This is a genomic window from Escherichia sp. MOD1-EC5433, assembly GCF_002966005.1.
In the GTDB taxonomy this organism is placed as follows: Bacteria; Pseudomonadota; Gammaproteobacteria; order Enterobacterales; family Enterobacteriaceae; genus Escherichia; species Escherichia ruysiae.
Map to the genome: position 1 here is coordinate 339475 of NZ_PTRL01000003.1, position 20432 is coordinate 359906.

The following is a 20432-nucleotide window of genomic DNA, read 5'->3' on the forward strand; positions in this document are numbered from 1 at the left end:
TGCGGCGTAAACGCCTTATCCGACCTACGGGGGGCATTTGTAGGCCTGATAAGACGCGGCAAGCGTCGCATCAGGCATTGGTACGGTTGCCGGATGAATCCGGTCAACAATCTCACTTATTCTGCGTGTGCAGCATATAGTTCACATCCACGCCGGGGCCGAGTTTAAAGGAATTAGTGATCGGGTTGTAATGCAGCCCGGTCATATGACGCTCTTTTAAACTGGTCTGATCCACCCAGCCCAGCAGTTCTGCCGGTTTAATAAATTTCTTCACATCATGCGTACCTTTAGGCACCATGCGCAAAATATATTCTGCACCGACCACCGCCATCAGCCATGACTTACCGTTACGGTTAAGCGTAGAGAAAAAGACATCGCCGCCCGGTTTTACCAGTTGCGCACAGGCTCTGACTACTGACTGTGGATCGGGGACGTGCTCCAGCATCTCCATGCAGGTCACAACATCGTACTGCCCGGCATGTTTTGCCGCGTGTTCTTCAACGGTCTCCTGCACGTACTCCACCTGAATACCGCTTTCCAGCGCGTGTAGCTTTGCAACCTGTAGTGGTTCAAAGCCCATATCCAGGCCGGTTACCGTCGCGCCTTCTCGCGCCATACTCTCAGCCAGAATGCCGCCGCCGCAACCGACATCGAGCACCTTTTTGCCAAATAAACCGCCAGCACGCTCGGCAATATAGCCCAGACGCAGCGGGTTAATGCGGTGCAGCGGTTTGAACTCACCTTCAAGATCCCACCAGCGGGAGGCGACGGCTTCAAATTTAGCGATCTCTTCGTGGTCTACGTTATGGTTTACCGGCGATTTTTCGGCATTCATTGGCACTTCTACTCCGTAATTGGCAAGACAATCGAGTATATCAGGCATTGCAGGTGAATAAAGCGTATAGGTTTACCTCAATCTGCGCGGCTGTGTTATAATTTGCGACCTTTGAATCCGGGATACAGTAGAGGGATAGCGGTTAGATGAGCGACCTTGCGAGAGAAATTACACCGGTCAACATTGAGGAAGAGCTGAAAAGCTCCTATCTGGATTATGCGATGTCGGTCATTGTTGGCCGTGCGCTGCCAGATGTCCGAGATGGCCTGAAGCCGGTACACCGTCGCGTACTTTACGCCATGAACGTACTAGGCAATGACTGGAACAAAGCCTATAAAAAATCTGCCCGTGTCGTTGGTGACGTAATCGGTAAATACCATCCCCATGGTGACTCGGCGGTTTATGACACGATCGTCCGTATGGCGCAGCCATTCTCGCTGCGTTACATGCTGGTAGACGGTCAGGGTAACTTCGGTTCCATCGACGGCGACTCTGCGGCGGCAATGCGTTATACGGAAATCCGTCTGGCGAAAATTGCCCATGAACTGATGGCCGATCTCGAAAAAGAGACGGTCGATTTTGTTGATAACTATGACGGCACGGAAAAAATTCCGGACGTCATGCCGACCAAAATTCCTAACCTGCTGGTGAACGGTTCTTCCGGTATCGCCGTAGGTATGGCAACCAACATCCCGCCACACAACCTGACGGAAGTCATTAATGGTTGTCTGGCGTATATTGATGATGAAGACATCAGCATTGAAGGGCTGATGGAACACATCCCGGGGCCGGACTTCCCGACGGCGGCAATCATCAACGGTCGTCGTGGTATCGAAGAAGCTTACCGTACCGGTCGTGGCAAGGTGTATATCCGCGCCCGTGCAGAAGTGGAAGTTGACGCCAAAACCGGGCGTGAAACTATTATCGTCCACGAAATTCCGTATCAGGTGAACAAAGCGCGCCTGATCGAGAAGATTGCGGAACTGGTAAAAGAAAAACGCGTGGAAGGCATCAGCGCGCTGCGTGACGAGTCTGACAAAGACGGTATGCGCATCGTGATTGAAGTGAAACGCGATGCGGTCGGTGAAGTTGTGCTCAACAACCTCTACTCCCAGACCCAGTTGCAGGTTTCTTTCGGTATCAACATGGTGGCATTGCACCATGGTCAGCCGAAGATCATGAACCTGAAAGACATTATCGCTGCGTTTGTCCGTCATCGCCGCGAAGTGGTGACTCGTCGTACCATTTTCGAACTGCGTAAAGCCCGCGATCGTGCTCATATCCTTGAAGCATTAGCCGTAGCACTGGCGAACATCGACCCGATCATTGAACTGATCCGTCATGCGCCGACGCCTGCAGAAGCGAAAACCGCGCTGGTTGCTAATCCGTGGCAGTTGGGCAACGTTGCCGCGATGCTGGAACGTGCGGGTGACGATGCTGCGCGTCCGGAATGGCTGGAGCCAGAGTTCGGCGTGCGTGATGGTCTGTACTACCTGACCGAACAGCAAGCTCAGGCGATTCTGGATCTGCGTTTGCAGAAACTGACCGGCCTTGAGCACGAAAAACTGCTCGACGAATACAAAGAGCTGCTGGATCAGATCGCGGAACTGTTGCGTATTCTTGGTAGCGCCGATCGTCTGATGGAAGTGATCCGCGAAGAGCTGGAGCTGGTTCGTGAACAGTTCGGTGACAAACGTCGTACTGAAATCACCGCCAACAGCGCAGACATCAACCTGGAAGATCTGATCACCCAGGAAGATGTGGTCGTGACGCTCTCTCACCAGGGCTACGTTAAATATCAGCCGCTTTCTGAATACGAAGCGCAGCGTCGTGGCGGGAAAGGTAAATCTGCCGCACGTATTAAAGAAGAAGACTTTATCGACCGACTGCTGGTGGCGAACACTCACGACCATATCCTGTGCTTCTCCAGCCGTGGCCGTGTCTATTCGATGAAAGTCTATCAGTTGCCGGAAGCCTCTCGTGGTGCACGTGGTCGTCCGATCGTCAACCTGCTGCCGCTGGAGCAGGACGAGCGTATCACCGCGATCCTGCCAGTGACCGAGTTTGAAGAAGGCGTGAAAGTCTTCATGGCGACCGCTAACGGTACTGTGAAGAAAACCGTCCTCACCGAATTCAACCGTCTGCGTACCGCCGGTAAAGTGGCGATCAAACTGGTTGAAGGCGATGAGCTGATCGGCGTTGACCTGACCAGCGGCGAAGACGAAGTAATGCTGTTCTCTGCCGAAGGTAAAGTGGTGCGCTTTAAAGAGTCTTCTGTCCGTGCGATGGGCTGCAACACCACTGGTGTTCGCGGTATTCGTTTAGGTGAAGGCGATAAAGTCGTGTCTCTGATCGTACCGCGTGGCGATGGCGCAATCCTTACTGCAACACAAAACGGTTACGGTAAACGTACCGCAGTGGCGGAATACCCAACCAAGTCGCGTGCGACGAAAGGGGTTATCTCCATCAAAGTGACTGAACGTAACGGTTTAGTGGTTGGTGCGGTACAGGTTGATGACTGCGACCAGATCATGATGATCACCGATGCCGGTACGCTGGTACGTACCCGCGTTTCGGAAATCAGCATCGTGGGTCGTAATACCCAGGGCGTGATCCTCATCCGTACTGCGGAAGATGAAAACGTAGTGGGTCTGCAACGTGTTGCTGAACCGGTTGACGAGGAAGATCTGGATACCATCGACGGCAGTGCTGCGGAAGGGGACGATGAAATCGCTCCGGAAGTGGACGTTGACGATGAGCCAGAAGAAGAATAATTTCATTTCTTCATGCCAAAAGGGAGCCATCTCCCTTTTTTGAATTGAAAAGTCCAGGCTGTAAAGTCTGGGCTTTTGTCGTATTAGGGCGCGATAAAGTTGTGCATCGCCCATAAAAAATGGCTGGCTTTACACAAGGAATGTGGCAATGAGTGGTGAAAAAAAGGCGAAAGGCTGGCGGTTTTATGGCCTTGTAGGTTTTGGTGCAATAGCACTGCTTTCCGCTGGCGTCTGGGCATTGCAATATGCTGGCAATGAGCCAGAAAAAACGTTGTCGCCGCTGGTGGTGCACAACAATCTGCAAATCGATCTCAATGAGCCGGACCTCTTTCTCGACAGCGACTCTCTAAGCCAGCTTCCCAAAGATCTCCTTACCATTCCTTTTCTTCATGATGTCCTGAGCGAAGATTTCGTTTTTTATTATCAGAACCATGCCGACCGTCTGGGCATTGAAGGCAGCATTCGCCGCATTGTCTATGAGCACGATCTCACGCTGAAAGATAAGTTATTTTCCTCGTTATTAGACCAGCCTGCGCAGGCGGCGTTATGGCACGATAAACAAGGCCATCTTTCACATTATATGGTGCTGATCCAGCGCAGCGGCTTAAGCAAATTGCTGGAGCCATTACTGTTTGCTGTCACCAGCGATAGCCAGTTAAGCAAGACGGAAATCAGTAGCATCAAGCTAAATAACGAAACCATTCCTGTTTATCAGTTGCGCTATAACGGCAATAACGCCCTGATGTTTGCGACTTATCAGGACAAGATGTTGGTGTTTTCCAGCACGGATATGCTGTTTAAAGATGACCAGCAGGATACCGAAGCCACGGCGATCGCAAGTGATTTGTTGAGCGGTAAAAAACGCTGGCAAGCCAGCTTTGGCCTGGATGAGCGTACTGCCGAAAAAACGCCAGTACGCCAGCGCATCGTGGTCAGCGCAAATTTGCTGGGTTTTGGCTACCAGCGATTAATGCCTTCTTTTGCTGGCGTGCGCTTCGAAATGGGCAACGACGGCTGGCATAGCTTTCTGGCGTTAAATGATGAATCTGCAAGCGTAGATGCCAGTTTCGATTTCACGCCCGTGTGGAACAGTATGCCTGCCGGAGCCAGCTTCTGTGTGGCGGTGCCGTATTCGCACGGTATTGCCGAAGAGATGCTTGCGCACATCAGCCAGGAAAACATCAAGCTGAATGGAGCGTTAGACGGTGCTGCCGGGATGTGCTGGTACGAAGACTCAAAATTGCAAACCCCGCTATTTGTTGGTCAGTTTGATGGCTCAGCCGAACAGGCGCAACTGCCAGGGAAACTGTTTACGCAAAATATTGGTGCGCACGAAAGCAAAGCGCCAGAAGGTATATTGCCGGTAACCCAGACACAGCAGGGCGAAGCGCAAATCTGGCGTCGCGAAGTGAGTTCCCGATATGGTCAGTATCCGAAAGCGCAGGCGGTGCAACCAGATCAATTAATGTCGGATTATTTTTTCCGCGTGTCGCTGGCGATGCAAAACAAAACGCTGCTTTTCTCCCTCGATGACACGCTGGTTAATAACGCGCTGCAAACACTGAATAAAACCCGCCCGGCAATGGTGGATGTGATACCCAATGACGGCATCGTTCCGGTCTATATCAATCCACAAGGTGTGGCGAAACTGCTGCGTAACGAAACGCTGACCAGTCTGCCGAAGAATCTCGAACCGGTTTTTTATAACGCCGCGCAAACTTTATTAATGCCGAAACTGGACGCTCTATCTCAACAACCGCGTTATGTGATGAAACTGGATCAGATGAAACCGGGCGTCGCCTGGCAGTGGCTACCTGTCAACTGGCAGCCGTTATGAGGCGCGGACTTCTGGCGCTGATCTGCTGGCTGTGTTGTTTTTGCGCTCAGGGTGAAATGCTGAATGTCGAACAGTCGGGGCTGTTTCGTGCCTGGTTTGTGCGTGTTGCTCAGGAACAACTCCGTCAGGGGCCAAGTCCACGCTGGTATCAGCAGGATTGTGCGGGCCTGGTGCGCTTTGCGGCGAACGAGGCGCTGAAAGTTCACGACAGCAAATGGCTAAAAAGTAACGGTTTATCGAATCAGTATTTGCCGCCTGAAATGACGCTAACACCTGAACAGCGTCAACTGGCACAAAACTGGAACCAGGGGAACGGGAAAACAGGCCCCTATGTGACCGCAATTAATTTGATTCAGTACAACAGCCGTTTTATTGGCCAGGACATAAACCAGGCGCTGCCTGGCGATATGGTTTTTTTCGATCAGGGCGATGCTCAGCACTTAATGGTCTGGATGGGGCGTTACATCATTTACCACACCGGAAGCGCCACGAAAACTGACAACGGAATGCGCGCAGTCAGTCTGCAACAACTTATGACATGGAAGGACACCCGATGGATACCCAACGATTCCAATCCCAATTTCATTGGCATTTATCGTTTAAATTTTCTGGCGCGATAGCGGCCTGTCTGTGCCTGTCTCTTGTGGGGACGGGAATTGCTAATGCTGATGATTCGCTTCCTTCCAGTAACTATGCGCCGCCCGCCGGGGGAACGTTCTTTTTGCTCGCTGACAGCAGTTTTAGCAGCAATGAAGAGGCGAAAGTGCGGCTGGAAGCGCCAGGGCGTGATTATCGGCGTTATGAGATGGAAGAGTACGGCGGCGTGGACATTCGCCTGTATCGTATTCCTGACCCGATGGCATTTTTGCGCCAGCAGAAAAACCTGCATCGCATTGTGGTGCAACCGCAATATCTGGGCGACGGGCTGAACAATACGCTGACCTGGCTGTGGGATAACTGGTACGGCAAATCTCGTCGCGTGATGCAGCGTACTTTTTCTTATCAGTCACGGCAGAATGTGACTCAGGCGTTACCCGAATTACAGCTCGGCAATGCCATCATTAAACCTTCCCGTTACGTGCAAAACACTCAGTTTTCACCGCTGAAAAAATACCCGCTGGTGGAGCAATTCCGTTATCCGCTATGGCAGGCAAAACCGGTAGCGCCGCAGCAAGGGGTAAAACTGGAAGGCGCATCCAGCAATTTCATCTCGCCGCAGCCGGGCAACATCTATATTCCTCTCGGCAAACAAGAGCCGGGACTGTACCTCGTCGAGGCAATGGTAGGTGGGTATCGGGCGACAACGGTGGTGTTTGTTTCCGATACCGTGGCGCTTAGTAAAGTGTCAGGTAACGGGCTTCTGGTGTGGACCGCTGGCAAAAAACGGGGTGAAGCTAAACCTGGTTCGGAAGTTCTGTGGACTGACGGTCTTGGCGTGATGACACGAGGTGTGACTGATGATAGTGGCACCTTGCAGTTACAACATATATCGCCGGAACGTTCATACATTCTGGGTAAAGATGCTGAAGGCGGCGTTTTTGTCTCCGAGAACTTCTTCTACGAAAGCGAAATCTACAACACCCGCTTGTATATCTTTACCGACCGCCCGCTGTATCGGGCAGGCGATCGTGTCGATGTTAAAGTGATGGGGCGCGAGTTCCACGACCCGATGCATTCATCGCCCATCGTCAGCGCCCCGGCAAAACTCTCGGTGCTGGACGCCAACGGCAGCCTGTTGCAAACCGTCAATGTCACGCTGGATGCGCGCAATGGCGGGCAGGGGAGTTTCCGCCTGCCAGAAAATGCCGTTGCCGGAGGTTATGAGTTACGTCTTGCTTACCGCAATCAGGTCTATAGCAGTAGTTTTCGCGTAGCCAACTATATAAAGCCACATTTCGAGATTGGTTTAGCTCTCGACAAAAAAGAGTTCAAAACTGGCGAAGCGGTCAGCGGCAAACTGCAACTACTCTACCCGGATGGTGAGCCGGTAAAAGATGCCCGCGTGCAGTTAAGTTTGCGCGCTCAGCAATTATCAATGGTTGGTAACGATTTGCGTTATGCCGGACGTTTCCCGGTGTCGCTGGAAGGTAGCGATGCTGTTTCGGACGATAAAGGCAATGTAGCATTAAACCTTCCCGCTGCCGATAAACCGAGCCGCTATTTGTTAACCGTTTCCGCCAGCGATGGTGCGGCATATCGTGTCACCACCACCAAAGAGATCCTCATTGAACGCGGTCTGGCGCATTACTCTTTAAGTACCGCCGCACAATACAGTAATAGCGGCGAGCCGGTTGTTTTCCGTTATGCCGCGCTGGAAGCTTCAAAACAGGTTCCTGTTACGTATGAATGGTTGCGTCTCGAAGACCGCACGAGCCATAGCGGAGATCTACCGTCTGGCGGCAAATCCTTTACCGTCAATTTCGATAAACCTGGCAACTACAACCTGACGTTACGCGATAAAGACGGCTTAATTCTCGCCGGGTTAAGCCATGCCGTCAGCGGTAAGGGCAGCACGGCGCATACTGGTACGGTAGATATCGTTGCGGATAAAACGCTGTACCAGCCAGGCGAAACCGCGAAGATGCTGATTACCTTCCCGGAGCCAATCGATGAAGCGTTATTGACGCTGGAACGCGATCGCGTGGAACAGCAGTCGCTGCTATCGCATCCGGCGAACTGGCTGGCGTTACAACGTTTAAACGATACCCAGTATGAAGCCCGCGTACCGGTGAGCAATTCCTTTGCGCCTAATATCACTTTTTCGGTGCTGTATACCCGTAACGGTCAGTACAGTTTTCAGAATGCCGGGATCAAAGTTGCCGTTCCCCTGCTGGATATTCGGGTGAAAACGGACAAAACCCATTACCAGCCGGGTGACCTGGTAAACGTGGAATTAACCTCTTTGCTGAAGGGTAAACCGGTTTCCGCGCAGCTAACGGTTGGCGTGGTCGATGAAATGATCTACGCACTGCAACCGGAAATCGCGCCGAATATCGGTAAATTTTTCTATCCGCTGGGGCGTAACAATGTGCGTACCAGCTCCAGTTTGTCATTTATCAGCTACGACCAGGCGCTCTCCAGCGAGCCGGTTGCGCCAGGCGCGACTAACCGCAGCGAGCGGCGAGTAAAAATGCTGGAACGCCCACGACGCGAAGAAGTTGATACCGCTGCATGGTTGCCGTCGCTAACCACAGATAAACAAGGCAAAGCGTATTTCACGTTCCTGATGCCTGATTCGTTAACCCGCTGGCGTATTACCGCGCGAGGGATGAACGGCGACGGGCTGGTTGGGCAGGGGCGTGCTTATCTGCGTTCGGAAAAAAATCTCTACATGAAGTGGAGTATGCCAACGGTGTATCGTCTGGGCGACAAACCGGCGGCAGGGCTGTTTATCTTCAGTCAGCAGGATAACGAACCTGTGGAACTGGTGAGTAAATTTGCGGGCGCTGAGATGCGTCAGACGCTGACGCTGCACAAAGGGGCGAACTATATTTCGCTGGGGCAGAACATTCAGCAATCTGGCTTGTTAAGCGCAGAGCTGCAACAAAATGGGCAAGTGCAGGACAGCATTAGCACCAGGCTGTCTTTTGTGGATAACACCTGGCCCGTTGAACAGCAGAAAAACGTCATGCTCGGCGGTGGTGATAACGCGCTGATGTTGCCCGAGCAGGCGAGCAATATCCGGATACAAAGTAGTGAAACGCCGCAGGAGATTTTCCGCAATAACCTTGATGCGTTAGTCGATGAACCCTGGGGCGGCGTGATTAACACCGGTAGCCGTCTGATCCCGCTAAGTCTCGCCTGGCGTTCGCTTGCCGATCATCAGAGTGTTGCCGCTAATGACATTCGTCAGATGATTCAGGATAACCGTCTGCGGCTGATGCAACTGGCGGGGCCAGGTGCGCGTTTTACTTGGTGGGGGGAAGATGGCAATGGCGATGCGTTCCTGACGGCATGGGCATGGTATGCCGACTGGCAGGCCAGTCAGGCGCTTGGCGTAACGCAACAACCGGAATACTGGCAGCATATGCTCGACAGCTACGCGGAGCAGGCGGATAACATGCCGTTACTGCATCGGGCGCTGGTGCTGGCGTGGGCGCAGGAGATGAATCTGCCGTGCAAAACGTTGTTGAAAGGACTGGATGAAGCTATCGCCCGGCGCGGAACTAAAACTGAAGATTTCTCTGAGGAAGACACCAGCGATATCAATGACAGCCTGATCCTCGATACACCGGAATCTCCACTGGCAGATGCGGTGGCAAACGTCTTAACCATGACGTTGCTGAAAAAAGCGCAGTTGAAGTCCACTGTGATGCCACAGGTTCAGCAATATGCGTGGGATAAGGCAGCGAACAGCAACCAGCCGCTGGCGCACACGGTTGTGCTGCTCAATAGCGGTGGCGACACCACCCAGGCGGCCGCCATTTTAAGTGGTTTGACCGCTGAGCAATCCACTATTGAGCGCGCACTGGCCATGAACTGGCTGGCGAAATATATGGCGACGATGCCTCCGGTTGTGTTACCTGCGCCTGCGGGCGCATGGGCCAAACATAAGTTAACCGGAGGGGGCGAATACTGGCGTTGGGTTGGTCAGGGCGTGCCGGACATTCTCTCTTTTGGTGACGAATTATCGCCGCAAAACGTACAGGTCCGCTGGCGTGAACCGGCAAAAACGGCTCAACAAAGTAACATTCCGGTGACCGTTGAACGCCAGTTGTATCGGCTTATCCCTGGTGAAGAAGAGATGAGCTTTACTCTGCAGCCGGTGACTGGTAATGAGATCGACAGCGACGCGCTGTACCTTGATGAGGTAACGCTTACCAACGAGCAGGATGCATCTCTGCGCTACGGTCAGGTAGAAGTACCGCTGCCGCCGGGAGCCGATGTTGAACGGACAACGTGGGGCATTTCGGTCAATAAACCCAACGCCGCGAAACAGCAGGGGCAGTTGCTGGAAAAAGCGCGTAATGAAATGGGCGAGCTGGCCTATATGGTGCCGGTGAAAGAACTGACGGGAACGGTCACTTTCCGCCATTTGCTGCGTTTCTCGCAAAAAGGGCAATTCGTTCTGCCGCCTGCTCGTTATGTGCGTTCCTATGCACCTGCACAGCAAAGCGTTGCGGCAGGGAACGAATGGACCGGGATGCAGGTGAAATAAGTGAACTGGCGCAGAATCGTCTGGCTATTGGCGTTGGTTTCTCTGTCGACGATTGCAGGGGAGACACCGCTACAACTGGCGCTGCGGGGCGCGCAGCATGACCAACTGTATCAGCTTACTCCGTCAGGCGTGGCAAAAGTCACGACGTTACCTGACACGCTCACCACGCCGTTAGGGAGTTTGTGGAAACTGTATGTTTACGCCTGGCTGGAGGATACCCATCAACCAGAGCAGCCCTACCAGTGTCGCGGTAACTCCCCGGAAGAGGTTTATTGTTGTCAGACAGGGGAGAGCATAACGCGCGATACCGCACTGGTACGTTCCTGCGGACTCTATTTTGCGCCGCTACGGCTGCATATTGGCGCGGATGCATGGCGGCAATACTGGCAGCAGCGTCAGGCACCAGCGTGGTTAGCGTCTCTATCTACGCTGAAGCCAGAAACCTCGGTAACGGTTAAATCGCTACTTGATTCATTAGCGACGTTACCCGCGCAAAACAAAGCTCAGGAAATCTTACTGGATGTGGTGCTGGACGATGCGAAAATCGGTGTCGCGTCCATGCTCGGTAGTCGAGTACGAGTGAAAACCTGGAGCTGGTTTGCCGATGATAAGCAGGAAATCCGTCAGGGGGGGTTTGCCGGCTGGTTAACCGATGGTACACCGCTGTGGGTTACTGGCAGCGGCACCAGCAAAACGGTACTGACCCGTTATGCGACGGCGCTGAATCAGGTTTTACCTGTACCGACGCAAGTTGCCAGTGGGCAATGTGTGCAGGTTGATCTGTTTGCTCGCTATCCGCTGAAGAAAGTCACTGCGGAAAAGAGTGCGACAGCAGTAAAACCTGGCGTGCTTAATGGGCGCTATCGTGTGACGTTTGCCAATGGTAACCACATTACGTTTGCTAGCCACGGAGAGACGTCATTACTGAGCGAAAAGGGCAAACTGAAATTACAGTCGCATATCGATCGTGAAGAGTACGTTGCCAGAGTTCTGGATCGCGAGGCGAAAAGCACGCCTCCAGAGGCTGCGAAAGCCATGACCGTGGCGATTCGCACTTTTTTACAGCAAAACGCCAATCGGGAAGGCGATTGCCTGACCATCCCGGACAGCAGCGCCACGCAGCGTGTTTCTGCTTCGCCAGCCACCACGGGGGCGCGGACAATGACCGCCTGGACGCAGGATCTCATCTATGCGGGCGATCCAGTTCATTATCACGGCAGTCGCGCTACCGAAGGTACGCTCTCCTGGCGGCAAGCCACCGCCCAGGCGGGGCAGGGAGAGCGTTACGACCAGATACTCGCGTTTGCTTATCCCGACAACAGCCTTAGCCGCTGGGGAGCGCCACGCTCTTCCTGCCAGTTATTACCCAAAGCGAAAGCCTGGCTGGCGAAAAAAATGCCGCAGTGGCGGCGTATATTACAAGGCGAGACGGGGTACAACGAACCAGACGTGTTTGCGGTCTGCCGTTTAGTCTCAGGTTTCCCCTATACCGATCGGCAGCAGAAGCGGCTGTTTATTCGTAATTTCTTTACGCTTCAGGATCGGCTTGATTTAACCCACGAGTATCTGCATCTGGCCTTTGATGGCTATCCCACCGGGCTGGATGAGACGTATATCGAAACGCTGACCCGACAATTATTAATGGACTAATGCTATGCGAAAGATTTTTCTTCCGTTGTTACTGGTGGCGCTTTCGCCTGTTGCTCACGGCGAAGGTGTGCAGGAAGTCGAGATTGATGCGCCGCTCTCAGGCTGGCATCCGGCGGAGGGTGAAGATGCCAATTTTTCACAATCGATTAATTACCCCGCATCGTCCGTCAATATGGCCGATGATCAAAATATCTCAGCGCAGATCCGTGGCAAAATCAAAAATTATGCGGCGGCGGGCAAAGTCCAACAGGGGCGACTGGTGGTCAACGGCGCCAGTATGCCGCAGAGAATTGAATCCGATGGTTCATTTGCGCGCCCTTATATTTTCACCGAAGGCAGCAACAGCGTGCAGGTCATCAGCCCGGATGGGCAAAGCCGACAAAAAATGCAGTTTTACTCAACGCCGGGTACAGGAACGATTCGTGCGCGTTTACGGCTGGTTCTCTCGTGGGATACGGATAATACCGATCTCGATCTCCATGTCGTTACGCCTGATGGCGAACACGCCTGGTACGGTAACACGGTGCTGAAAAACAGTGGTGCACTGGATATGGATGTCACGACGGGGTACGGTCCAGAGATTTTCGCCATGCCAGCGCCGATTCACGGGCGCTATCAGGTGTATATCAACTATTATGGCGGACGCAGCGAAACGGAGTTGACGACTGCTCAACTGACGCTGATCACCGATGAAGGATCGGTCAATGAGAAACAGGAAACCTTTGTTGTCCCGATGCGTAATGCTGGCGAACTGACGCTGGTGAAAAGTTTTGACTGGTAATTAATGAGGTTACTTTCACTGTCGATGTTTAAGAAAACGCCCGATGACTTTCGCTATCGGGCGTTTTTGTTCGTTAATTCAACCGTTCAATCACCATCGCAATTCCCTGACCGCCACCAATGCACAGCGTTGCCAGACCCAGCGTTTTATCTCGTGCCTGCATTGCATGTAATAGCGTGACCAGAATACGTGCACCGCTGGCGCCGATAGGATGCCCCAGCGCGATGGCTCCGCCGTTGACATTCACTTTCTCAGGATCAAAGCCCAGAGTTTTCCCAACGGCAAGGAACTGCGCAGCAAATGCTTCATTGGCTTCGATGAGATCAATGTCTGCCAGTTGCAGCCCCGCCAGTTGTAATGCTTTTTGTGTGGCAGGTACTGGCCCCATACCCATCAATGCGGGAGGCACGCCGCCGCTGGCATAGCTTTTAATGCGTGCCAGTGGTTTTTGGCCTGCCGCCAGCGCCGCCGATTCTTCCATAATCACCAGTGCGGCAGCCCCGTCGTTAATGCCAGACGCGTTCCCGGCGGTGACCGTTCCGGCTTTGTCGAAGGCCGGGCGCAATGCAGCCAGAGCTTCTGCAGTAGAATCTACTTTCGGGAATTCATCGCGATCGAAGACGATGTTTTTCTTCCGTGTGACAACATTTACCGGGACGATTTCGGCGGTAAAAGCACCGGACTCAATGGCTGCTGCCGCTTTACGCTGTGAGTTTAGTGCCAGTTCATCCTGCATTTCACGGGTAATTCCGTACTCTTTGGCCACGTTCTCGGCGGTAATCCCCATATGATAACCGTGAGTGGCGCACATCAGGCCATCGCGCAGGATTACGTCATAAACCTGCCCATCTCCAAGACGATAACCAGAGCGTGCTTTTGCATCGAGTAAATAGGGCGCTAAACTCATGTTCTCCATTCCACCCGCTACGATGCTCTGTGCCTGACCAGCCTGAATTGCCTGGGCGGCAAGCGCCACGCTTTTCAGACCCGAACCACATACTTTGTTGACCGTAAATCCGCACACCGTTTCTGCCAGTCCGCTTTTTAGCAGTGCCTGACGAGCCGGATTTTGCCCCAGCCCGGCCTGCAATACGTTACCCATAATCACTTCATCGACGTGTTGTGAATCGAGTTTTGCGCGTTCAATGGCGGCCTGAATTACTGTTGCCCCCAGGTCGATGGCGCTGGTGGAGGCGAGTGAACCATTAAAACTACCGATGGCAGTACGTACCGCACTGACGATGACACAATTTTTCATTTTATCTTCCTTCTGTCTGTAGAGTTGCCGTCAGAACAGCGTTAAACCAATGACGAAAATGACGCCGGAGAAGAGCAGGGCAGTGATGCAATAGCCCATGATGTCGCGGACACCGAGCCCGGCGATTGCCAGTGCTGGCAGCGCCCAGAACGGTTGTGCCATGTTCATCCATTGCTCGCCGTAGGCGATCGCCATTACCGATTTACCGAGATCAGCGCCCAGCGCCTGAGCTGCGGGTATAACGAAAGGTCCCTGAATAACCCAGTGACCGCCGCCAGACGGAACGGCGAAGTTAATCAGTGCAGAACTAAAGAAGGTCATTACCGGGAAGGTGTCTTTGTTAGCGACATTGATAAAAAATTCGGTAATGAGTCCGCCCAGACCGGAGTGCTCCATCATCAGTTGGATCCCGGCGTAGAAGGGGAATTGCACCAGAATACCGGCGGTACTGCGTGCTGCCGCGCTGATAGCACGCATATAAGCCATTGGCGTTTTATGTAGCAGCAGACCTGCAATCATAAACATCAAGTTGACGGTATTGATGGTGATGTTGAAGCCATGTTCGATGAAGTACATCGCCAGGTAAGCGATACCCAGTGCGCCGATGATCAACGTCAGAATGCGGCTTTCTTCCAGTCGCTCGGACGGTGGAGCATCTTTCGGTAGCTGCTTTTGAAAATCAGCCTCTTCCATGAGTAGTTTTGGATCGATACTCACCACGTCGGATGGTTTTGGCATCATCATGCGGGTGATAAATGGCATCACCACAATCAACGCCACAGTGATGAAAATGTTAAAACCACTGAACAGAGTATCGCCCACCGGGATAATCCCGGCGATATGCTCAACCGGGTTGCCCGGTGTTGCAGCCAACAGAGGCATTGAGCCAGAGAAGCCGCCACCCCAGGTGAGAAAACCAATGTAGGCGCAGGCAATGAGCAACGGATAATCAGAACCTGGTACTCGCCGGGCGACTTCACGGGCGAACATTGCGCCGACAACCAGACCAAATCCCCAGTTGATGACACAAGCGACGGAACCGAAGAAAGTGACCAGCATGACGCCCTGTACGGGCGTCTTTGCGGCGGAGGCGGCAGTGCGCAGCAAGCTTTTCACCGGAGCGGAGCTGGCAAGGGCATGACCGGTAACGATGATCAGCGCCATCTGCATACCGAACGCCAGCAAGTTCCAGAAACCGTCACCCCACATCTTCACCATGCTGATCGGCGTTTGTGGTGTTAACCAAAGCGCGATCACGAACGTTAGCAACGTCAGCAACATGGCAAAGATCAGAGGATCGGGAAGCCACCGGCTGACAAAGCGCGTCATAAAACGCGAGATGCGACCAATCATAAATCACCCCGTTGCGTATTCAGATCGGTGGCGACTTCAAACTGAGCTTCGGTTTTTGCACGCACGGTGGCTAAATCACACCCGTCGGCAATTTCGGTGAGCCACATTTTGCCGTCAATGAAACGAAAGACAGCCAGTTCAGTGACCAGCATATGCACCGCGTGTTGCGCAGTGAGCGGCATGGTGCAGCGGCGCAAAATTTTCGGTGAACCATCTTTGGCGCAATGTTCCATGGCAATGATCACTTTGCGCGCCCCGGTCACCAGATCCATTGCGCCACCCATACCGGGCACCATTTTCCCAGGCACTACCCAGTTCGCGAGGTTGGCTTCTTCGTCTACCTGCAAACCACCGAGCACACAGGCATCAATATGACCGCCACGGATCAGCGCAAATGACATGGCGCTGTCAAACATGGCTGCACCAGGCAAAACACCACAAGGCTGTCCGCCAGCGTTCACCAGATCGGGATGCGCTGTTGTGACCGGGCCTAAACCGAGGAAGCCGTTTTCCGATTGCAGAGTGATATGAATGCCTTCTGGTAAATAGTTGGCGACCATCGTCGGCAGACCAATGCCCAGATTCACGATGTCACCATCACGAAGCTCTTGTGCCACACGGCGTGCAATACGTTGTTTCGCATCCATTATTTACTCTCCTGTGAAACGATGATGTGGTCGATAACGGCACCAGGGGTGACAATATGGTCAGGTTGCAGCTCACCGACTTCGACCAGTTCATCTGGCTCTACCAGCGTGATATCAGCCGCAAGGGCAATCAGGGGGTTAAAGTTGCGGGCGCTAAGTTGATAGGTCAGGTTGCCAAGTGGGTCGCAACGATGAGCGCGAATGAGCGCCAGGTCGGCGCGCAGCGGGCGTTCAAGCAGCCAGGTTTTGCCGTCGAGTGTCAGTGTCTGTTTGCCTTCCTCTACGACGGTACCGACACCGGTTGGAGTGAGAAAACCACCAAGTCCAGCACCACCACAGCGAATTTGCTCGATTAGCGTACCTTGTGGCACCAGGACGACGTCCATTTCACCAGATATCATGCGTCGGCCTGTTTCCGGGTTGGTGCCGATATGTGAAGCAATTACTTTGCGGACTCGACCATTGACGATGAGCGGACCGATGCCGGTATCAACAAACGCGGTATCATTGGCTATCAATGTCAGGTCGCGAACGCCAGATTCCAGTAATGCTTCAACCAGGCGGGATGGAGTGCCAATCCCCATAAATCCGCCCACCATGATGGTCATGCCGTCACGAAAGAAGCCGGAGGCGTCTTGTAATGTCATCAATTTTGTTTTCATTATTTATCCCTCTTGCATACACCGTTGTGGGTACAGTCAGGGAATAGCAAGGGGAGTGCCAGAATGAGAATATTGGATGTTGTTTCTTAACTGATTGAATAGAAAAGAATAAATCAGATGGGGGTTAAGAAGGAGATTGAGCGGCTATGCAGAAATTTGCGCACTGTGCAAATTTCTGCATAGCAAGTTTTGGTGTTATACATCCGCCGGTTCGATACCGTATTCCTGGAGTTTATACATCAATGCACGGCGACTGATACCCAGCATTAAAGCTGTGCGGGTTCGGTTTCCATCTTGTTGTTCCAGCACTTCCATAATGATGCGTTTTTCGACGCGTTTAATTTCCTCTTTTAAATTACGCTCACCGACAGGGGCTGTTTTTGCCTCTCCAGCATTACAGACTGGCTGACGAATCTGTGGCGGAAGATCCTCAGAAAAAATGATCGGGCCTGAGTTCATCACGACGGCGCGTTCAATGACGTTGGAAAGCTCTCGAATATTTCCCGGCCATGACCAGGCGGTAAGCAGTGACATTGCCATCGGATCGATGTCGATAATATCGCGCTGATTCTCACTACTGAATTTTTGCAAAAAGTGATTAGCTAACAGGGAAATATCTTCCCGACGATCGCGCAGAGGCGGCAGTACTAAATGAATAACGTTAAGGCGATAAAAGAGATCTTCACGGAAGGTGCCTTCTTTTACCATCGCCTGCAAGTCACGGTTGGTGGCGGCAATGATGCGGATATCAACTTTTATGGTCTGATGACCGCCAATCCGTTCAAATTCCCGTTCCTGCAGAATGCGTAGTAATTTGGCTTGCAGTACCAGCGGCATTTCGCCAATTTCATCGAGGAGCAGAGTCCCCTCGTTGGCGCGTTCAAATAATCCCTGACGCAAGGTTTGTGCACCAGTAAATGCGCCTTTTTCATGACCAAACAGTTCACTTTCGAGCAACGATTCCGGCAGCGCCGCGCAGTTGACTTTAATAAACGGCCCCTTTGCCCGCCGCGAATTGTAGTGAATCGCTCTGGCAATCAATTCTTTCCCGGTGCCGCTTTCACCGCTAATCAAGACGCTGGCCTGAGAAAGGGCAATTTTGGCGGTGTCTTTGCAGATGTCCATCATCGCCGGGCTGTTGGTGAGAATATGCCCCCATTGCCAACTGGTGCTCAGTGCCTGGTGCAGATGGCGGATCTCTTTTTTCATTGACTGGAGTTGTAAAGCGCGCTGAACGATTAAATTCAACTCATCGAGATCAAACGGTTTAATAACATAGTCAAAGGCCCCGCAGCGTAGTGCTTCGACGGCGGTTTCCACTTCAGCATAGGCCGTCATCAGAATAACGGGTGTCCGAGTCTCATGGCTGCGCATCTCCTTTAGTGCCTTGATGCCGTCCATCTCTGGCATACGGATATCCATCAACACCACGTCAGGGTGAATATCGGCAAACAGGTTTAATGCTGTGCGTCCGTTGTTCGCACAATGTGTTTCGTATCCTTGTAGTGCAAAAGCGGTGCTCAGCATACGGCGAACATTATCTTCATCATCAACAATAAGGATGCGATTAATAGCGGTCATACGGTCTGATTTCCCTGTGGGTTGATCGGTAAAATAAGGGTGAAGGTTGCGCCGTAGCCCGGCAAACTGGCGACGCGAATATCACCCTGATGGGCGTTAATGATGCGTTGACTTAACGCCAGACCAAGCCCGGTTCCTGAGGCTTTGGTGGTGAAAAAGGGATCGAAGATCTTCTTTTGCAGCGAGAGATCAATGCCACAGCCGTTGTCTTCTATCGAAATGGCCTGTTGTGAGTCGCTGTACTGCCAGGTTCGAATGCGAATTTTCCCTCGTGCACTGATAGCCTGGACGGCATTGATCAGGATATTCAGTAGTACCTGTTTGAGCAGTTCACGATCGGCGCTAATCGGACTTAATTCATTATCCAGTTCGCTTATGAAGTCGACCCGCGCTTGTACGCCGGCGGTTTGTACCAGTACCAGAGTTTCTTCAACCAATGCATTGAGGCTGACTTGTTGCCATTGGCTGTGGCGTGGGCGTGAAAAATCGAGCAATTGCTGAATGACTTTGTTAATTGAGTCGATTTCTTTGAGTACTACAGAAAGATATTCCTGATGTATTGGATCACTGGTTTGTTGGCGCAAGATCTGTACATAACCACGAATAGCTGTCAGCGGATTACGGACTTCATGCGCCACGCCAGCCATCAGCTCACCCAGCGTGGCGAGGCGTTCAGCTTGCGCCATGCGGCGTTGGGTTTCTTTGCGGGCAGTTAAATCAGAGAAAATCACCAAAGCACCTATCATTTCACCATGCGTATTATGAATACGACTGGTAGTGACACTGAGTTCAATGGTGCGGTCACGGCCTGGAAAACTGATCTCCAGCGCCACGTGTTCGGTGCCATGTTCCAGCGTATCCAGTACTGGACTGTAGAACTGAGTATTGTCGAACAACATGGAGTAAGGCTGCCCTACCAGTTCATGACGTTGATAGCCAGTGATGACTTCTGCTGCTGGGTTCATGGTGGTTACATCACCCTGGCGGTCAATGGCAATGACGCCATCGGCAGCGTTTTCAATAATCAGATCGTTAAGTGTTCGCGTTTCACGCAGTGCCTGGGCGAGGTTGTTAACACTCTGACTGATTTGCCCCATTTCACCGGGCAATTGTGGTAATCGAGTGGGAATATTTTGCGCCAGAGTCGAGAGGCCGTCGGTAATGATATCTATATTGGCGCTCAGGCGACGGGAGAAAAGGACAATCAACAACAGGCTTATCAGCAAACCGGCGGTGAGTACAATGATAATCCTCACATCCATTTTCCAGGCCTGGCGGCGAATATCTTCGGTTAATTCATTGGCCCAGATATAACCGAGGACTTCACCATTACGCTCAATGGGGATCATTGAATTCAAAATATCGCCGCGCACCTGCCTGCCTGAATAAACCAAAGGGGTATTTGTACGCATAACTTCGCGACCAGGGTGATCCGCAGCAATAGTCACGCCCACATTATTCTGATATAGCGATGAAGGCGCGTAGGTGATTATCGCATCCAGCGTCTTGTTATAATAACCAGCGCCTATGCCAGGAAAGGCGCGAGTAATATTTTCGGTAATGGGGGCAAGCTCTGCATTCAATGCGCGGATACGCTCCTCACGCGGTAAGTCGATATAGAGATCGTAGCGATCGCCTAGCGCCTGATTAAGCAGGTTGACCACGGCAGAAAGTTTTTTTTCTTTTTCAGATAAGACTGCTGAACGTCCTTCCGTTTCTACGATATAACCAATAGTAAGCGTTGGGACAATGACCATCAGGATTGCCATCAGGATCATTTGATTGCGTAAGCGGCGAGGATATATCCATTTCATATTACGCGTCCTTTTCTCCATCAGTATTGTTCCGGCATAGCACTATTATTGGGGGTTAAGGTGATGATTTCTCGGCGGTGTA

13 protein-coding genes are annotated in these 20432 nt (G+C 52.4%); 6 read left to right on the top strand and 7 right to left on the bottom strand.

The window, feature by feature from the left end; genetic code table 11:
* Positions 1–112: 112 nt before the first annotated feature.
* Complete coding sequence (gene ubiG, locus C3D30_RS08540) at positions 113–835, bottom strand: bifunctional 2-polyprenyl-6-hydroxyphenol methylase/3-demethylubiquinol 3-O-methyltransferase UbiG (protein ID WP_000990774.1); 723 nt, start codon at positions 833–835, stop codon at positions 113–115.
* Between the two features lie 146 nt (positions 836–981).
* On the opposite strand from ubiG, the gene gyrA reads away from it, so the two are divergent.
* From gyrA to C3D30_RS08570, 6 genes are all read left to right on the top strand, one after another.
* Entirely contained in the window at positions 982–3609 is a 2628-nt protein-coding gene (gene gyrA / locus C3D30_RS08545) for a DNA topoisomerase (ATP-hydrolyzing) subunit A (protein ID WP_001281237.1), read from the top strand.
* Positions 3610–3757: 148 nt separating this feature from the next.
* Positions 3758–5446: a DUF2138 domain-containing protein gene (locus C3D30_RS08550; RefSeq protein ID WP_105286747.1), complete on the top strand. Its 1689-nt coding sequence runs from the start codon at positions 3758–3760 to the stop codon at positions 5444–5446.
* Positions 5443–6066: a DUF1175 domain-containing protein gene (locus C3D30_RS08555; protein WP_010353017.1), complete on the top strand. Its 624-nt coding sequence runs from the start codon at positions 5443–5445 to the stop codon at positions 6064–6066. Before C3D30_RS08550 ends, C3D30_RS08555 begins: the two co-directional genes overlap by 4 nt.
* A gap of 23 nt (positions 6067–6089) precedes the next feature.
* Positions 6090–10604 carry an alpha-2-macroglobulin family protein gene (locus C3D30_RS08560; RefSeq protein WP_183083597.1) on the top strand — a complete coding sequence of 1505 codons (4515 nt, stop codon included), beginning with the start codon at positions 6090–6092 and terminating at the stop codon, positions 10602–10604.
* A complete protein-coding gene (locus C3D30_RS08565) occupies positions 10605–12254 on the top strand; it encodes a YfaQ family protein (protein WP_105286749.1) in 1650 nt (549 codons plus the stop codon). It begins immediately after the preceding gene.
* Between the two features lie 4 nt (positions 12255–12258).
* Positions 12259–13035 (top strand): YfaP family protein, encoded by a 777-nt coding sequence (locus tag C3D30_RS08570; RefSeq protein WP_016158657.1) that lies wholly within the window; start codon positions 12259–12261, stop codon positions 13033–13035.
* A 73-nt stretch (positions 13036–13108) separates the two neighbouring features.
* Here C3D30_RS08570 and atoB read toward each other — a convergent pair whose 3' ends face one another.
* From atoB to atoS, 6 genes are all read right to left on the bottom strand, one after another.
* Positions 13109–14293, bottom strand: a complete 1185-nt coding sequence (atoB, locus tag C3D30_RS08575) for an acetyl-CoA acetyltransferase (RefSeq protein WP_105286750.1) — start codon at positions 14291–14293, stop codon at positions 13109–13111.
* A 30-nt stretch (positions 14294–14323) separates the two neighbouring features.
* The gene (locus tag C3D30_RS08580; protein ID WP_000580270.1) at positions 14324–15646 is read right to left on the bottom strand and encodes a TIGR00366 family protein; all 1323 of its coding nucleotides are present in this window, start codon (positions 15644–15646) and stop codon (positions 14324–14326) included.
* On the bottom strand, positions 15643–16293 hold the full coding sequence (atoA, locus tag C3D30_RS08585) for an acetate CoA-transferase subunit beta (RefSeq protein ID WP_000339061.1): 651 nt from the start codon (positions 16291–16293) through the stop codon (positions 15643–15645). Before atoA ends, C3D30_RS08580 begins: the two co-directional genes overlap by 4 nt.
* On the bottom strand, positions 16293–16955 hold the full coding sequence (gene atoD / locus C3D30_RS08590; RefSeq protein WP_000850522.1) for an acetate CoA-transferase subunit alpha: 663 nt from the start codon (positions 16953–16955) through the stop codon (positions 16293–16295). The genes atoA and atoD overlap by 1 nt, the downstream gene beginning before the upstream one ends.
* Before the next feature lie 195 nt (positions 16956–17150).
* Entirely contained in the window at positions 17151–18536 is a 1386-nt protein-coding gene (gene atoC, locus C3D30_RS08595; protein WP_105286751.1) for an acetoacetate metabolism transcriptional regulator AtoC, read from the bottom strand.
* A complete protein-coding gene (gene atoS, locus C3D30_RS08600) occupies positions 18533–20350 on the bottom strand; it encodes a two-component system sensor histidine kinase AtoS (protein WP_105286752.1) in 1818 nt (605 codons plus the stop codon). Before atoS ends, atoC begins: the two co-directional genes overlap by 4 nt.
* Positions 20351–20432: the final 82 nt, after the last annotated feature.

Excerpts from the sequence above, each read along its gene's own strand:
- C3D30_RS08550 (WP_105286747.1), top strand. The coding sequence starts at position 3,758 with ATGAGTGGTGAAAAAAAGGCGAAAGGCTGGCGGTTTTATGGCCTTGTA.
- atoS (WP_105286752.1), bottom strand. The coding sequence starts at position 20,350 with ATGAAATGGATATATCCTCGCCGCTTACGCAATCAAATGATCCTGATG.
- atoD (WP_000850522.1), bottom strand. The coding sequence starts at position 16,955 with ATGAAAACAAAATTGATGACATTACAAGACGCCTCCGGCTTCTTTCGT.
- ubiG (WP_000990774.1), bottom strand. The coding sequence starts at position 835 with ATGAATGCCGAAAAATCGCCGGTAAACCATAACGTAGACCACGAAGAG.
- C3D30_RS08580 (WP_000580270.1), bottom strand. The coding sequence starts at position 15,646 with ATGATTGGTCGCATCTCGCGTTTTATGACGCGCTTTGTCAGCCGGTGG.
- atoC (WP_105286751.1), bottom strand. The coding sequence starts at position 18,536 with ATGACCGCTATTAATCGCATCCTTATTGTTGATGATGAAGATAATGTT.
- gyrA (WP_001281237.1), top strand. The coding sequence starts at position 982 with ATGAGCGACCTTGCGAGAGAAATTACACCGGTCAACATTGAGGAAGAG.
- atoB (WP_105286750.1), bottom strand. The coding sequence starts at position 14,293 with ATGAAAAATTGTGTCATCGTCAGTGCGGTACGTACTGCCATCGGTAGT.
- atoA (WP_000339061.1), bottom strand. The coding sequence starts at position 16,293 with ATGGATGCGAAACAACGTATTGCACGCCGTGTGGCACAAGAGCTTCGT.
- C3D30_RS08570 (WP_016158657.1), top strand. The coding sequence starts at position 12,259 with ATGCGAAAGATTTTTCTTCCGTTGTTACTGGTGGCGCTTTCGCCTGTT.
- C3D30_RS08555 (WP_010353017.1), top strand. The coding sequence starts at position 5,443 with ATGAGGCGCGGACTTCTGGCGCTGATCTGCTGGCTGTGTTGTTTTTGC.